The sequence below is a fragment of the Kluyvera sp. CHPC 1.251 genome (genome assembly GCF_036759945.1).
GTDB lineage: Bacteria > Pseudomonadota > Gammaproteobacteria > Enterobacterales > Enterobacteriaceae > Kluyvera > Kluyvera sichuanensis.
Genome location: NZ_JAPKIC010000003.1, coordinates 407,067 through 422,920, shown reverse-complemented (window position 1 = coordinate 422,920; position 15,854 = coordinate 407,067). Strand labels below are relative to the sequence as shown.

The window sequence follows — 15,854 nt, the reverse complement described above, 5'->3', positions numbered from 1 at the left end:
ACCGGGAAATATCCCGGTTTTTTTATTTATCAGTATGACGATTACGTCTTAGCGACGAAACCAATTGCTTCGTACACCGCTTTCAACGTTTGTGAAGCACGCGCGCTGGCTTTATCAGCCCCGTCTTTCATGATCTTCTGCAGGAACGCTTCGTCGTTACGGAAGCGGTTATAACGCTCCTGCAGTTCGGTCAGCATACCGGACACCGCTTCTGCCACCTCGCCCTTCAGGTGGCCATACATCTTGCCTTCGAAGTGTTTTTCCAGCTCTGGAATGCTCTGGCCGGTAACGCCGGAAAGGATATCCAGCAGGTTAGAGACGCCCGCTTTCTCTTTCAGATCGTAACGGATAACAGGTGGCTCTTCGGAGTCGGTCATCGCGCGTTTGATCTTCTTGACCACGGATTTCGGGTCTTCCAGCAGGCCAATCACGTTGTTGCGGTTGTCGTCAGACTTGGACATCTTCTTCGTCGGCTCGAGCAGCGACATCACACGCGCGCCGGACTTAGGAATAAACGGCTCAGGCACTTTGAACACGTCGCCATAAATGGCGTTAAAACGCTGGGCAATATCGCGGCTCAGCTCAAGGTGCTGCTTCTGGTCTTCGCCAACCGGTACCTGGTTAGTCTGATACAGCAGAATGTCTGCCGCCATCAGCACCGGGTAGTCAAACAGACCGGCGTTGATGTTTTCGGCGTAGCGGGCGGATTTATCCTTGAACTGGGTCATGCGGCTCAGTTCACCGAAATAGGTGTAGCAGTTCAGCGCCCAGCCCAGCTGTGCGTGTTCCGGCACGTGAGACTGTACGAAGATGGTGCTTTTTTCCGGGTCGATGCCACAGGCCAGATACAGCGCCAGCGTGTCGAGCGTCGCTTTACGCAGCGCCTGCGGGTCCTGGCGAACGGTAATCGCATGCTGATCGACGATGCAGTAGATGCAGTGATAGTCGTCCTGCATGTTGACCCACTGACGCAGTGCACCCATGTAGTTACCGATGGTCAGTTCACCTGACGGCTGTGCGCCGCTAAATACGATGGGCTTAGTCATGTTCTGATTCCTGATGTTCACTGTGCGCAAACCCGAGAGCGGGCAGCAGTTCATTAAAGTGGTCGAAGATAATATCCGGCTCGCTGAGCGCGATGGCTTCGCCATAGTTATAGCCGTAGGTCAGGCCGACGGAGGCGCAGCCCGCCGCTTTAGCGGCTTGAATATCGTTTCGGGAGTCACCGACAAACAGCAGCGCTTCCGGCGCTAACGCCAGCTTCTCCGCCACTTTCAGCAGCGGTTCCGGATGCGGCTTTTTGTTCTGCACGTCATCGCCGCCAATCACTACGGTGAAGTAGTCAGCAATGCCCAAAGATTCGAGAATCGGGGCCACAAACGGCGTCGGCTTATTCGTCACTAGCGCCAGCGGCAGGCCGTTGGCGTGCAGTGCAGCCAATGTGTCTGCCACGTGAGGGAACAGGAAGCTGCCCTCTTCAGCGAACTCAGCGTAGTAGCGATCGAACAGGCGGCGCAGCACGCGAAGCTGCTCGTCCTGAGGAATATCGTGGCTATCCACCGATGGTTTACCCTGAGCGGCACGCTGGCTCGCACGTTCCTGGCGGGCCCAGTTGAGGGCACGTTCCATCAGAACATCGGCACCGTTACCAATCCAGGTGACGACCCTGTCTTCACCTGCAACCGGAAGCTCAAGCGCGTAAAGTGCGCTATCAACGGCGGCGGTCAGCCCCGGCGCGCTGTCTACCAGCGTGCCATCGAGGTCAAACGCGACGCCGCGAATGGTCTGCAATTTATCCATGACTTACCTTTGCCAGTTCACTGCGCATTTCATCAATGACTTTTTTGTAGTCTGGTTGGTCAAAAATCGCCGAGCCGGCGACAAACATGTCCGCCCCTGCCGCAGCAATTTCGCTAATATTGTTCACCTTCACACCGCCATCCACTTCCAGACGAATGTCATAACCGGACTCATCGATACGGCGACGAACTTCGCGCAGTTTATCGAGGGTGTGAGGGATAAAGGATTGGCCGCCAAAGCCCGGGTTAACCGACATCAGCAGGATAACGTCAAGCTTATCCATCACGTAGTCAAGGTAGGTCAGCGGGGTTGCCGGATTAAACACCAGGCCCGCTTTACAGCCGTGCTCTTTAATCAGCTGCAGCGTGCGGTCTACGTGTTCGGAAGCTTCAGGATGGAAAGTGATGATGCTGGCGCCTGCGGCGGCAAAATCCGGAACCAGACGGTCAACCGGCTTCACCATCAGGTGAACATCGATTGGCGCGGTGATGCCGTAATTACGCAGCGCTTTCAGCACCATCGGGCCGATGGTCAGGTTCGGCACGTAATGGTTATCCATAACATCGAAATGAACCACATCCGCCCCGGCAGCCAGCGCGCGGGCAGTATCTTCGCCTAAACGGGCAAAATCGGCCGACAAAATTGAAGGGGCAATCAGGTACTGTTTCATCCGCATCTCCTCAGAGCCTATCCATTAGGGTCTTTTAACGTTGTTTTTTTCCAGGCGGGCGATATAGGGCCAGCAGTTCGTCCACCTTTTTACGTGTGCCGCCGTTGCGGCTAATACTGCGACGAACCTTTACGGTATACGTTTCCGCCGCATTTTTGTACCACTCCAGCGTCAGCGGCGTGCGATGGTTGGAAATCAGCACGGGAATTCGCTTCGCCACTAGCTCTTCGGCCTTATTCGCCAGAAACGCCTGTTGCTCCAGGCTAAAGCTGTTGGTGTGATACGCCGTGAAGTTCGCCGTGGCCGACAGCGGAGCATACGGCGGATCGCAATACACCACGGAGCGCGCGTCTGCACGAGTCATGCAGGTTTCATAAGACTCGCAGTAGAACTCGGCATTCTGCGCCTTTTCAGCAAAGTGGCGCAGTTCGGCTTCCGGGAAATAGGGCTTCTTATAGCGCCCAAACGGGACGTTAAACTCACCGCGCAGGTTGTAGCGGCACAGGCCGTTATAGCCATGGCGGTTGAGGTATAAAAACAGCACCGCGCGATGGAACAGGTCGGTACTACGGTTAAACTCTTCGCGCAGCTGATAGTAGCGGTCGGCGTCATTGTTCTCAGGCACAAACATCGTGCGCGCCCGGTCGATGTACTCATCGGAGCGAGTTTTGACGATTTTATAGAGCTCGATGAGGTCGCTGTTAATGTCAGCCAGAATATAACGCGAAAAATCGGTATTCAGGAATACCGATCCAGCACCAACGAAGGGTTCAACCAGACAATCGCCGGCAGGCAGATGATCTCTAATATCGTCGAGCAGAGGGTACTTGCCTCCCGCCCATTTCAGAAAAGCGCGATTTTTTTTCATGCGGCCTGACTAATTACACTTTCTCCGGCTGTGGAGAAAGCTCCGACAGCATCCTGCGCTTCTCCCCTATCCGCACGCGGTGGTGCGGATAGGGTTGTCTTAATAACGATTATTTCAGGTCAGTCTGTACCTGATGCAGCGGCTTCGCCCACGGGTTTTTCGCCTGGACGTCAGCTGGCAGCGTGGTGACAGCATGTTTCGCATCATCCTTAGATGCGTAGATGCCGCTGACCAGCACGTACCACGGCTGACCGTTACGGGAGGTTTCATACACCACGTAGTTTTTCAGGTTCTCTTTCTTCGCCCAACCGTTCAGGTTGTCGTAATTGGAAGAGGAGCTGAGCTGCAGCGTGTAGTGCGAGCCAGAAGCGGTTTTCAGCGCGTTCACATCGCCCGCAGATTTACCGGTTGCCGCCGCAGCAGGTGCTGCTGTAGCGGCCGTTGCGGTTGGCGCGGTAGTGGTCGCTGCTGGTTTCGCCGCTGCGGTTGCCGTCACCGGCGCTTTAACCGGTGCCGCGGTCGCTGCGGTTTCGGTATGCTTCGGCGCAGTCACCGCTGGCTTAGTTTCAACAGGCTTGGTCTGCGCGGTTGGCGCAGGCGTTTTCACCGTTGCCATCGGCTGCGGTTTGGTTTCGATAACCGTGTGCTTGCGTTCCGGACGCGGGGCGGTCGCCGTCTGGCGAGGCGCTTCCGGTGCGGTCACTGCTGGGCGAGCACCGTTGCGAATTGGCGCGACGGTTGCAGGTTCAGTTGGCAGCGTGGAATTCACTACCGCATTATCAATCTGACCCTGCTGCTGCGTCAGCGCATTGTTCAGGTCGCCCTGAACCTCAACGCGCTGCTGGCCGTCCGGTGCCGCGTTTTCCTGGCCCTGGGTAGGGGTAGAGGAAATCGGTGGCAGGGAGACGTCCTGCTGCTGCGACGGAGTATTCTCCTGGGCGGCAGGCTGAGCAGAATTATTGGCCTGATCGGTATTGGTATCGCCAGAAAGCGACACGCTCTTCTCAGAAGAGGCGCTCTGGTCGTTAGAGGATGGTGCTTTCAGGGCTGAACCGATGCCGACGATCAGCACCAGCAGCACGACAACGCCAAGCCCCATCATGACATACTGGCGGGAGGCCGGTTTGCGCGGCGCAGCAGCTTTACGTTTACGCGGGCGGCGCTCTACCACTTCCTCTGCATCGCCCTCTTCGGCCTCATCAGATTCATAGTATTCGTCTTCCGGCTCATCTTCTTCACGCGTTTTGCGACTACGGGACGGACGACGCTCATCAGCATCGAGATCCACATCATCAAAGTTGATCTGTGGCTCGTTGTCACGATCGGAAGACTGACGAGAGCGACCAGTACGACGATCGCTGGGATCGGGTTTCAGCTCGTCTTCTGGTTTAAATTCATCCATTTAACACCCCACTAAAAGGCTTATGCCACGACAATTGCATATCACCTGAAGTTAAAACACCGCGCGAACGCGGCTTGACCTTTCTTATAGTTGCGCTTGCTGAGTATCAGCAATAGCGCCAAGAACCACGTCGTGGGATACGCCACCGCGCACCTCACTTTTCCCGATGGCCAGCGGCAACACTAACCGCATTTCGCCAGCAAGAACTTTTTTATCTCGCATCATGTGCGGCAGATACGCCTCTGCCGACATTTCCTGCGGGCCAGCAACCGGCAGGCCTGCGCGCTTGAGCAGCGCGATAATGCGCTGCGTGTCTTCGGCAGCAAACTGCCCCAGACGTTCTGATGTATGCGCGGCCATGACCATACCTGCCGCAACGGCTTCACCGTGCAGCCAGTTGCCGTAACCCATCTCGGCTTCGATCGCATGACCAAAAGTATGCCCAAGATTGAGTAAAGCACGTAACCCGGTTTCGCGCTCGTCGGCTGCCACAACATCCGCTTTCAGCTCACAACAACGGCGAATACAGTACGCCATCGCTTTTTCATCGAGCGCCATCAGCGCATCGATGTTCTCTTCCAGCCAGTCAAAGAACGGCGCATCAAGAATGATGCCGTATTTGATCACTTCAGCAAGACCGGAGGAGAGTTCGCGTTTCGGCAACGTTTTCAGGCAGTTCAGGTCAACAACCACAGAGGCTGGCTGCCAGAATGCACCGATCATGTTTTTGCCGAGAGGGTGGTTGACCGCAGTTTTGCCGCCAACCGAAGAGTCCACCTGAGACAACAAGGTGGTAGGAACCTGAATAAAACGCACGCCGCGCTGATAGCTCGCCGCGGCAAAACCGGTCAAGTCGCCAATAACGCCGCCGCCTAAAGCAACGAGAGTCGTATCGCGACCGTGCGGTTTTTGCAAAAGCGCAGTAAAGACGGTGTCCATGACGGCCAGGCTTTTATACTGTTCGCCGTCCGGCAGAATGACGCTATCAACCTTCACGCCAGCCTGCTCCAGCACGGAACGAACCTGGTCCAGATAGAGCGGTGCCAGCGTTTCGTTGGTGACCAGCATAACCTGATCGCCAGACTTGAGCGGTAAGAAGGAAGCTGGATCGTTAAACAAACCAGCCGCGATGGTTATCGGGTAACTACGTTCCCCGAGAGTTACAGTAAGCCTCTCCATAACGCGACGTCCACCTTAGTTACTTTTATTCGCTGGCGTTCTATTCTGGGCCAGTATTAGTTGCTTTCCAGCATATGGATAATCTGGTTGGCGACAACTTTTGCGCTCTGATCGTCAGTACGGATGGTGACATCCGCAATCTCTTCGTACAGTGGATTACGTTCATCAGCCAGCGCTACAAGCACTTCGCGCGGTGGAGTTTCGACCTGCAGCAGCGGGCGCTTTTTATCGCGCTGAGTACGTGCCAGCTGTTTTTCAATGGTCGTTTCCAGATAGACGACGACACCACGAGCGGAGAGACGATTGCGCGTTTCACGTGATTTTACAGAGCCACCGCCTGTTGCCAGAACAATACCCTGCTTTTCCGTTAACTCATTGATGATTTTTTCTTCGCGGTCACGGAAACCTTCTTCGCCTTCGACATCAAAGACCCAGCCCACGTCAGCGCCTGTTCGTTTCTCAATCTCTTGATCAGAATCGTAAAATTCCATATTGAGCTGTTGAGCCAGCTGGCGCCCAATGGTGCTTTTGCCGGCACCCATAGGCCCAACCAGAAAGATATTGCGTTTCTCTGCCATTTTTTTGGTACTACTAAGACTATTCGTTAATGATAAATCCGCGCCGCAGTCGTTCGCGCGTCGCTGGACATGAACTGAAACCTCTTATGCAATAGAGCGAGAGTCAGACTGAAAATTATCTCAATACTCCGGCTGGTTTGGCAACAGATTAAATCAGCAGACTTCAGGAGGAAGGAATGTTATTCACTGACGCTCAAATCGGTACTCCTTGTATGCTAAATCCGGCCCCACGTCAAACTTGGGAAACACCTTATTCACCAAATCAGCACGTTTCCCCGTTGCTACTGCGCAGAAATAATACGCGGGGTGATAAACACCACCAGCTCGCGCCGCTCATTGTCCTTACCATCGTGACGAAAAAGATGGCCCAACAAGGGGATATCGCCAAGGAACGGGACGCTATCGCTGGCATTTTTATTCTTCTGCGAAAAAATGCCGCCCAGCGCCAGCGTTTCCCCGCTTTTAACCTCAACCTGGGTTTCAATCTCCTGTTTATCAATCGCCAGCACTTCGCCGTCCGCCTGCTGTAGCACCTGGCCGGGCATGTTTTCGCTGATACGCAGTTTCAGGCGAACACGCTGGTTTTGCAGCACGGTCGGTGTGACTTCCATGCCGAGCACCGCCTCTTTAAACTCCACTGAGGTCGCGCCACTCTCACCGCTGGAGACCTGATAAGGGATTTCGCTGCCCTGTTTGATGCTGGCAGGCTGCAAGTGCGAGGCCAGCAGCCGTGGGCTCGCGATGATATCGACCTTCTGCTTTTGTTCCAGCGCCGAGAGTTCCAGCTCGAGCAGCCGACCGTTGATGCGCCCAATATTAAACCCGCCGCGCGTCGTGGCGTCCGCAACCGAGAGATCGCTGTTTAAGGTAGTGATCTTGCCAGAACCGGTTGTCCCGGCAGCGTCAGCAAGATTCCACTTCACCCCTAATTCTCGTAGGCTGGTTTCGTTGATAGTGACAATGTGGGCCGCCAGCTCTACTTGCCCAACCGGGATATCCATCTCCTTTGCCCACGCTTCCAGCGCCGGGAGGTGTTCACGGTCATCGCGCACCATCAGGCGATTGGTTCGTTTATCGACGGTGAGTGAACCACGAGCGCTCAGTAATTTATCCCCAGCTTTCGCCAGCTCGCTGGCATCGGCATAGTGTAGCACCAGGCTGCGATTCATCAGCGGCAGCGTCTGCTGGCGTTTCTCTTTTTCCTGCTGCACTCTCGCCTGCTTCTCTTCGCGCCAGCGCTGCGAGTGCACGTAATAGACGCCCCTTTCCTGTGTGAGCACCAGTTCCATACTGTTGATTACCGTCTGCACCGCCTGCTGCCACGGCAGGTTACGCAGCTGGAGCGAAAGCGTTCCCTGCACTTCTGGGGAGATAACCATGTTCTTCTGCTCCAGGTCAGCGAGGCTCTGGAGCAGCTGCGCGACCGGCACGTCGTCCACCACCAGCGTGACGTTTTTCGCCGGAGCCAGCGCTGACACCAGCGCCAGCATCAACAGCACTATCCTTTTTATCATTCGGCATTCCTTCTCTTTTCCATTGCCAGATTCTGGGCTCGCACCCCTCACCGGTTTCCACGGTCAGGCTATCCAGCGTGATCGCCATAACCCGCCAGCCGGCATTCAGCGTCTGCCCGACCTCCACGCGCCGCCAGCGTCCATCCCGTTCCTGCGCCATGCCAATCAGCCGTGATGCCGATTGCGTTCCACCCCGGTAGTGCCAGTCAGCAAGCTGCGCTGTCTGGCAGGCATCTATCACTGGGGCAAAGGGATCCCGCATTCCGCATAGCAGCGGAACGGTGAGTAATAAAAGAAGCACGCGTTCAGGATTCATCGTCGCGTACCAGTTGCAGGGTAAAACGGAGCACGTCGTCGTGCGTTGCCAGAGTAAAGCCCACAACCCGCATTCCGAGCTCGGCCAGCCGCAAAAAGGTGCCAGGAACGGCATGCCATAGCGTATCCAGCGAGATTTCGCCGCCCGCCTCTGAAGGCTGCCAATGGGCCAGACGGGCGTCAGCCCGCTGAAAATCAACCGGAGAGAACGGTGGGATATCCTGTTCTTCCAGCCATGGTGCGGAGCGCGCGTCAGCGTTGAGGTGAGCGACGCGATGCCAGCGCGCCAGGTACTGCTCGTGCTGTTTCCGCCATACCTCGCGGCTTTTTTCCGCCTCAACATAGGCCTGGTGTTCGACCCGGTAGCCGCCGTACATCGCTATCAGCATCAACAGTAGCGCTCCCGCCCCCACCTTCGCCCTGGGAGAGAGCGGCCATAGGCGTTCAAGGCAACGCATTTCCACCCTCCTCGCGTAATGCGTACTGGAACTGCCAGCGGCCGGCGCTATCGCGCTGAATTTTCCCGGCCTGCCCCAGGCGAAACCCAGGGATAGCTCGCAGCGTTTGCTCAACCTCAGCCAGCGCGGAAACCGTCGTCAACCCGCCTGATAGCGACAGCACGCCGTCACGGTAGCTAAGCCCGCTCAGCCACGCCGAAGCGGGAAAATGCGCGGCCAGCGCCAGCAGTCGGGGTGACCAGGCTTCGGTTAGCTGTCGAGTGTGCTGTCGTTTGTTAAGGGCAACCTGCTGCTGTAAACCCGCCTGGAGCGCTTGCTCCCGCTGCGCCAGTTGCTGCACCAGTTGTCGCTCTGCTTCGGCATGGAGATTGCTGACCGTCGCGACCGGTAGCCAGTACCCGCGCCCGATAAACGCCAGCACGCCGCACAACAGCCAGACAACACCTGTCCACCCGAGCCAGCGCTGAAGCAATCGCCGCAAGCGACGCTGTCGCCAAGGAAGAAAATTCACCAGTGGGATGTTCATGATGCCGCCCTCATAGCCAGCGCCAGTGCCACCGCAAAGTCATCGCCTCTGGCAGGCAACGGTGGATACTTTTGCACCACTGCACTCCAGGGATCGAAGCCTTTATATTCGCCAGGCTGAGCAGTACAGCACACCAGGCGCTGTGGGTTGACGCCCAGTTGGACGGCGAGTTGCGTCAGCGAGGGGGCATCGTCAAATGCACAGTGTCCCCAGCCTTCCCGGCTTGCCCAAAGCCATTGCTGGGTATCCCGCCAGACCAGCATGGCATCCTGCGAATCTAAGTGGGGCACCAAGGTCTGGAGCGCGCAGGCATCGGGGGTGATCGCCGCAATCTGTAAACGCAGCGCCTGCCCCAGTTGCTGTAGACGGGCGATATCGTGCTGCTGCGCCGCGGTAACGTTCCAGTGCCCCTGCGGCTCTGCCAGGTGATAGTCAAAGCAGAGCGATGCCGCATTCATCTCAAGCTGCTGCGACATCGCGCTGGCAATCCACTGCGTTTGTTCGTTTTCGCGCAGCGACATCGCCGCAAGAGGAAGGTTTTTTTGTAACGTTCTATTGGCCGGAAAGGCCAGGCATACCGCGTGCTGCCAGGGCAACTCCTGCCGCCACGGTTTGAGTACCGCCAGCAGCGCGTCGTCGCCTTGCTGCGCAGACGGCGATAGCGGCAGTTGCCACCAGCGGCGAAGGGACCAGCCGCCGCGAGTACGCTGAAGCGCAACGATAAAGACGTTATCCTGCTGAATATGAAGACCCATTTGCCAGCATCTGAAAGCCATTTCACGATCATCCTTACGTCACCTCACAGTGACGGCTATATCAATGCATCTGGCTTGCCTTTATACTACCGCGCGTTTGTTTATAAACTGCCCAAATGACACTTAATGGGAAATCTCCGGTGAAGTTCGTAAAGTATTTATTCATCCTTGCAGTCTGTTGCATTCTGCTGGGAGCAGGCTCGATCTACGGCCTCTACAAATATATTGAGCCTCAGTTGCCCGACGTGGCGACGCTCAAAGACGTGCGCCTGCAGGTGCCAATGCAGGTCTATAGCGCGGACGGTGAACTCATCGCGCAGTACGGTGAAAAACGCCGTATTCCTATGACCCTCAACCAGATCCCACCAGAAATGGTGAAAGCGTTTATTGCGACTGAAGATAGCCGCTTCTACGAGCACCACGGGATCGACCCCATCGGTATCTTCCGTGCGGCAAGCGTAGCGATGTTCTCCGGCCATGCGTCGCAGGGGGCAAGTACCATCACTCAGCAGCTCGCGCGTAATTTCTTCCTCAGCCCTGAAAAGACGCTGATGCGTAAAGTGAAGGAAGCGTTCCTCGCTATTCGTATTGAGCAAATGCTGAGCAAGGACGAGATTCTTGAGCTGTACCTGAACAAGATTTACCTCGGCTACCGCGCGTATGGCGTGGGTGCCGCCGCTCAGGTCTATTTCGGGAAACCCGTCGATCAGCTCACCCTGAGCGAGATGGCGGTGATTGCCGGTCTGCCGAAAGCACCGTCCACCTTTAACCCGCTCTACTCGCTGGATCGCGCCACCGCGCGCCGCAATGTGGTGCTGTCGCGCATGCTGAGCGAAGGCTATATCACCCAGGCACAGTACGACCAGGCGCGTAACGAAGCGATTGACGCCGACTATCACGCCCCGGAGATTGCCTTCTCTGCCCCGTACTTAACGGAGATGGTGCGTCAGGATATGGTTAAGCAGTATGGCGAGCAGGCCTATGAAGACGGCTATCGCGTGTACACCACTATCACCCGCAAGAATCAGCAGGCGGCCCAGCAGGCGCTGCGCAATAACGTGATGGATTACGACATGCGTCACGGCTATCGCGGCCCATCAAACGTGCTGTGGAAAGCGGGCGAAACTCCGTGGGATAGCCAAAAAATTCGCGCGTCGCTGCGTCCACTGCCGTCCTATGGCCCGTTAGTGCCTGCCGTTGTCACCGCCGCCAATCCTCAGGAAGCGACCGTTCAACTGGCTGATGGCACCTCGGTGTCATTAGCCATGGAAGGGATGCGCTGGGCGCGTCCGTACCGTTCAGACACCGCGCAGGGCCCGACGCCGCGTAAAGTGACCGATGTGGTACAGGCAGGTCAGCAAATCTGGGTTCGTCAGAACGGCGATAGCTGGTGGCTGGCGCAGGTGCCGGACGTAAACTCCGCGCTGGTCTCCATCAATCCGCAAAACGGTGCCATTATTGCGCTGGTTGGCGGCTTCGATTTCAACCAGAGTAAGTTTAACCGTGCCACCCAGGCGCTGCGTCAGGTCGGCTCAAACATTAAGCCGTTCCTCTACACCGCCGCGATGGACAAGGGTTTAACCCTCGCCAGTATGCTTAACGACGTGCCTATCTCCCGTTGGGATGCCGGCGCGGGTTCCGACTGGCAGCCGAAAAACTCCCCGGCGGAGTACGCGGGTCCAATCCGTCTGCGCCAGGGTCTGGGGCAGTCGAAGAACGTGGTAATGGTACGTGCAATGCGCGCGATGGGCGTTGATTACGCGGCAGAATACCTGCAGCGTTTCGGCTTCCCGGCGGATAACATCGTGCATACCGAATCACTGGCGCTGGGTTCTGCCTCCTTTACCCCGCTGCAGGTCGCGCGCGGCTATGCGGTAATGGCTAACGGCGGCTTCCTGGTCGACCCGTACTACATCAGCAAGATTGAAAACGACCAGGGCGGCGTGTTGTTTGAAGCGAAACCGAAAATTGCCTGCCCTGATTGCAATATCCCGGTTATCTATGGCGATACACAGAAGTCTAACGTGCTGGAAAACAACGACGTTGAAGATGTCGCTGTCTCCCAGATGCCGCAGAATTCCACCGTACCGATGCCGGCGCTTGAACAAGCTAATCAGCAGTTGGTTGCTCAGACCGGCGCTCAGGAATACGCACCGCACGTGATCAACACGCCGCTGTCGTTCCTGATTAAAAGCGCACTGAACACCAATATCTTCGGCGAACCGGGCTGGCAGGGTACCGGCTGGCGTGCTGGGCGTGACCTGGGCCGTCGTGATATCGGCGGTAAAACCGGTACCACCAACAGCTCGAAAGATGCCTGGTTCTCCGGTTACGGTCCGGGCGTGGTAACGTCAGTGTGGATTGGTTTTGACGATCATCGTCGCGACCTGGGACGCACGACGGCATCCGGCGCTATCAAAGATCAGATCTCCGGCTACGAAGGCGGCGCGAAGAGCGCGCAGCCTGCATGGGATGCCTTTATGAAGCAGGTTCTGGCAGGCGTTCCTGAGCAGCCGCTCACCCCACCGCCGGGCGTGGTCACGGTCAATATCGACCGCAGCACCGGGCAGTTAGCCAACGGGGGCAGTAGCCGTGAGGAGTACTTCATCGACGGAACGCAGCCTACGCAGCAGGCGGTTCACGAGGTGGGAACCGAGGTGATTGATAACGGGGAAACCCACGAGTTGTTCTAAGAAAAAGGCGCCGATGGCGCCTTTTTTTATGGCAATCGGCCCTGTTCTCTTAGCCACTCGCGCAGCAGAAACAGCGCGCTCACGTTGCGCGCTTCGTTGAAATCAGGTTCGTCCAGCAGCGCCATCAGGTTCGCCAGCGGCCAGCGGACCTGCGGCAGCGGCTCTGGCTCATCACCCGGTAACGATTCCGGGTAGAGGTTTTCCGCCACGACGATATTCATCTTGCTGGAGAAATAGGACGGCGCCATGCCGAGCTTTTTCAGGAAGGTCAGCTCATGCGCGCCGAAACCCACCTCTTCTTTCAGCTCGCGGTTCGCTGCTTCCATCACCGTTTCGCCAGGGTCGATAAGCCCTTTCGAGAAACCGAGTTCATAGGACTCGGTGCCTACCGCGTACTCGCGGATTAAAATCAGGTGGTCGTCGACAATCGGCACAATCATCACCGCTTCGCGCGAGGACGGTTTCATACGCTCATAAACGCGACGTACGCCATTGCTGAACTCTAAATCAACGCTTTCCACGTTAAAAAGGCGTGACTGCGCGACGGTTTCAACATGGAGAATGGTAGGTTTCTGTAATGATTTGCTCATTGGGCCGGGGTCTTTGCTGTAATGACTTTTATCATTGTGCGATAGCGGTGCCGTTCCAGCAATGCAAAACGCGCTTTATTTACATTGTTGCAACCTATTGCTTCTCATCTCTCATTTATGGATAAATGTCAAGAGCTTGAATTACAATTGAGAATTTACTGATACTCGCTAGCCGATGGGTTTGTTATGCTTACGTTTTGCGAGAGTCTATAGACTCTTTTTGTGAATGTGTAATACGTGCCAATGGTTTATACGAAAAGCAGGCAACGAAGAGACCTCTAAAATAAGTATGATGGGAAAAGCATGGGCACACTGATGATCTTTACCGTAGCGATACTGATCTGCGCCATGCTGGTCGGTTGGCTCTTGCGTAAACGGACGAAACGTCTTCAGCTGCCGTGGCTGCACCAATTTCCGGGTGCCACCACGCGGAAACTCACCGATGAAGAGCGCCAGGGCGTTGAAAACTACCTCAGCTATCTTAATCAGGTTCAGCAGATGCCAGCGTCCGGTGCGACTATCGCCCCTGCGGCGCTGACGCTCACGCCACAGAGCAACACCGTTTTTACGCTGACGCGCGCCATTACCCGCTACGGTATCACCACCGATGATCCTAATAAGTGGCGCTATTTCCTCGACTCCGTGGAAGTGCATCTGCCGCCGTTCTGGGAACAACACATTACCGATGAAAACAGTATTGAGCTTATCGCCACCGACGACGTGCCGCTGGTTATTGGCCTGAACGGCCATTCGCTCAAGACCTACTCGCCTGAAAATAAAAGCTTTGCCCTGGAGTCATCCACCTCGACTCAGGCCTCTATCCGCGGTGAAGAGAGCGAGCAGATTGAGCTGCTCAACATTCGCCAGGAAACCCATGAAGAGCACGCACTAAGCCGACCTGACGGCCTGCGAGAGGCGCTGTTGATCGTCGCCGCCTTCATTCTCTTCTACTGTGGGCTGATCGCCCCGGCAGTGTTTACGCCGTGGATTTTCGGCATCGCCGTTCTGCTGCTGTGCGCCGGACTGTGGGGGCTGTTTGCGCCGCCGACAAAGTCATCGCTGCGTGAGATCCACTGCTTGCGCGGTACGCCAAAGCGCTGGGGTCTGTTTGGAGAGAACGATCAGGAGCAGATCAACAACATCTCCCTTGGGATTATCGACTTAATCTACCCTCGCCATTGGCAGCCATTCGTGGCCCAGGATCTGGGGCAGAAAACGGATATTGATATCTATCTCGATAGACACGTGGTGCGCCAGGGGCGTTTTCTTTCTCTGCATGACGAAGTCAAAAACTTCCCGCTTCAGCACTGGCTGCGCAGCGTCGTTATCGGCGGCGGCGCGCTGCTGGTGGCCATCATGATGTGGGTCAGCGTGCCGCTGAACATGCCGTTCAAATTTACCCTTTCCTGGCTTAAAGGTGCGCAAACCATTGAGGCCAAAGACGTTCGCCAGCTGCAGCAGACGGGCGTCCGCGTCGGCGATACGCTGCACATCAGCGGAACGGGGATGTGTAACATCCATTCGCCGGGAACCTGGACGGCACAGGAGAGTTCACCGTTCCTGCCGTTCGACTGTTCACAGATTATCTGGAACGATGCCCCTCGCCTGCCGCTGCCGGAATCAGAAACCGTCAATAAAGCGACCGCGCTGGTGCAGGCTGTCAACCGTCAGTTACACCCAACGGCGGATGATGATTCTCGCGTTAGCCCCGCGCTGCGTTCGGCTATTCAGAAATCCGGTATGGTGCTGCTGGACGACTTCGCCGATATCGTGCTGAAAACCAAAGATCTCTGTTCTGCCGCCGATGACTGCGTGCGCCTGAAAAATGCGCTGGTTAACCTCGGCAACACCCGCGACTGGGATGCGCTGGTGAAGCGCGCCAACTCCGGCAAGCTCGACGGCGTCAACGTTCTGCTGCGCCCGGTCAGCGCCGAGTCGCTGGACAACCTGGTCGATACCTCCACCGCGCCGTTTATTCTGCGTGAAACCGCACGCGCGGCGCAGGCGCTGAATAGCCCGGCACCGGGCGGTTTCCTGATCACCAGCGATGAAGGCAGTGATTTTGTCAGCCAGCCCTATCCCACCACCATGCTGTATGACTACCCGGCTAGCGAGCAGTGGGGAGAGTTTCAGCGGCTGGCGGGCATGCTGATGCATACGCCATTCCATGCCGAAGGGATCGTCACCAATCTCTATACCGACGCCAACGGCACGCAGCACATTAACCTGCACCGGATGCCGGATAGCAGCGGGCTGTGGCACTATCTGGCCACCACGCTGCTGATGCTCGCAATGATGGTTTGTGCGGTATACAACGGCATACAAGCGCTGCGCCGCTATCATCGCCATCGTGAACGTCTGGCTGACATTCAGAAATATTATGAGAGCTGCACCAACCCCGTGCTGCTTTCCGCCCCTGAAGAGTTCAAGTCCGATTTTCCAACGCACTAAACCTCATAGTCATCATCGCGACAGGTTATGTTAATCTGTCGCGCATTTCTTCCGT

General features: G+C 56.4%; 15 protein-coding genes. 2 read left to right on the top strand and 13 right to left on the bottom strand.

Annotated elements, in window-relative coordinates; translation table 11 throughout:
* Positions 1-41: 41 nt before the first annotated feature.
* The 12 genes from trpS to V6940_RS08670 all read right to left on the bottom strand — a co-directional run bounded on the left by trpS (position 42) and on the right by V6940_RS08670 (position 10,086).
* Positions 42-1,046 carry a tryptophan--tRNA ligase gene (gene trpS, locus V6940_RS08725; RefSeq protein ID WP_333495587.1) on the bottom strand — a complete coding sequence of 335 codons (1,005 nt, stop codon included), beginning with the start codon at positions 1,044-1,046 and terminating at the stop codon, positions 42-44.
* A complete protein-coding gene (gene gph / locus V6940_RS08720) occupies positions 1,039-1,800 on the bottom strand; it encodes a phosphoglycolate phosphatase (protein WP_333495586.1) in 762 nt (253 codons plus the stop codon). Before gph ends, trpS begins: the two co-directional genes overlap by 8 nt.
* Positions 1,793-2,470: a ribulose-phosphate 3-epimerase gene (rpe, locus tag V6940_RS08715; RefSeq protein ID WP_185668978.1), complete on the bottom strand. Its 678-nt coding sequence runs from the start codon at positions 2,468-2,470 to the stop codon at positions 1,793-1,795. Before rpe ends, gph begins: the two co-directional genes overlap by 8 nt.
* A gap of 34 nt (positions 2,471-2,504) precedes the next feature.
* Complete coding sequence (dam, locus tag V6940_RS08710; RefSeq protein ID WP_185668979.1) at positions 2,505-3,338, bottom strand: adenine-specific DNA-methyltransferase; 834 nt, start codon at positions 3,336-3,338, stop codon at positions 2,505-2,507.
* A 109-nt stretch (positions 3,339-3,447) separates the two neighbouring features.
* The gene (gene damX, locus V6940_RS08705) at positions 3,448-4,740 is read right to left on the bottom strand and encodes a cell division protein DamX (RefSeq protein WP_333495585.1); all 1,293 of its coding nucleotides are present in this window, start codon (positions 4,738-4,740) and stop codon (positions 3,448-3,450) included.
* Between the two features lie 84 nt (positions 4,741-4,824).
* On the bottom strand, positions 4,825-5,919 hold the full coding sequence (gene aroB, locus V6940_RS08700; RefSeq protein ID WP_220440252.1) for a 3-dehydroquinate synthase: 1,095 nt from the start codon (positions 5,917-5,919) through the stop codon (positions 4,825-4,827).
* 56 nt (positions 5,920-5,975) lie between these two features.
* Positions 5,976-6,497, bottom strand: coding sequence for a shikimate kinase AroK (aroK, locus tag V6940_RS08695; RefSeq protein ID WP_185668982.1), 522 nt, complete (start codon positions 6,495-6,497; stop codon positions 5,976-5,978).
* A 281-nt stretch (positions 6,498-6,778) separates the two neighbouring features.
* On the bottom strand, positions 6,779-8,011 hold the full coding sequence (hofQ, locus tag V6940_RS08690; protein ID WP_333495584.1) for a DNA uptake porin HofQ: 1,233 nt from the start codon (positions 8,009-8,011) through the stop codon (positions 6,779-6,781).
* Complete coding sequence (locus V6940_RS08685) at positions 7,893-8,312, bottom strand: HofP DNA utilization family protein (RefSeq protein ID WP_333495583.1); 420 nt, start codon at positions 8,310-8,312, stop codon at positions 7,893-7,895. Before V6940_RS08685 ends, hofQ begins: the two co-directional genes overlap by 119 nt.
* 4 nt (positions 8,313-8,316) lie before the next feature.
* Positions 8,317-8,784, bottom strand: coding sequence for a HofO family protein (locus V6940_RS08680; RefSeq protein ID WP_333495582.1), 468 nt, complete (start codon positions 8,782-8,784; stop codon positions 8,317-8,319).
* Positions 8,771-9,310 (bottom strand): PilN domain-containing protein, encoded by a 540-nt coding sequence (locus V6940_RS08675; protein WP_333495581.1) that lies wholly within the window; start codon positions 9,308-9,310, stop codon positions 8,771-8,773. Before V6940_RS08675 ends, V6940_RS08680 begins: the two co-directional genes overlap by 14 nt.
* Positions 9,307-10,086, bottom strand: coding sequence for a pilus assembly protein (locus tag V6940_RS08670; RefSeq protein ID WP_333495580.1), 780 nt, complete (start codon positions 10,084-10,086; stop codon positions 9,307-9,309). Before V6940_RS08670 ends, V6940_RS08675 begins: the two co-directional genes overlap by 4 nt.
* 119 nt (positions 10,087-10,205) lie before the next feature.
* On the opposite strand from V6940_RS08670, the gene mrcA reads away from it, so the two are divergent.
* Positions 10,206-12,758 (top strand): peptidoglycan glycosyltransferase/peptidoglycan DD-transpeptidase MrcA, encoded by a 2,553-nt coding sequence (gene mrcA, locus V6940_RS08665; RefSeq protein ID WP_185668988.1) that lies wholly within the window; start codon positions 10,206-10,208, stop codon positions 12,756-12,758.
* 26 nt (positions 12,759-12,784) lie between these two features.
* Here the strand turns inward: mrcA and nudE are convergent, their stop codons facing one another.
* Entirely contained in the window at positions 12,785-13,348 is a 564-nt protein-coding gene (gene nudE, locus V6940_RS08660; protein ID WP_333495579.1) for an ADP compounds hydrolase NudE, read from the bottom strand.
* Positions 13,349-13,651: 303 nt separating this feature from the next.
* Here nudE and V6940_RS08655 point away from each other — a divergent pair, with 303 nt between their 5' ends.
* Positions 13,652-15,799: an intracellular growth attenuator family protein gene (locus V6940_RS08655; protein ID WP_333495578.1), complete on the top strand. Its 2,148-nt coding sequence runs from the start codon at positions 13,652-13,654 to the stop codon at positions 15,797-15,799.
* The last annotated feature ends 55 nt before the right edge of the window (positions 15,800-15,854 follow it).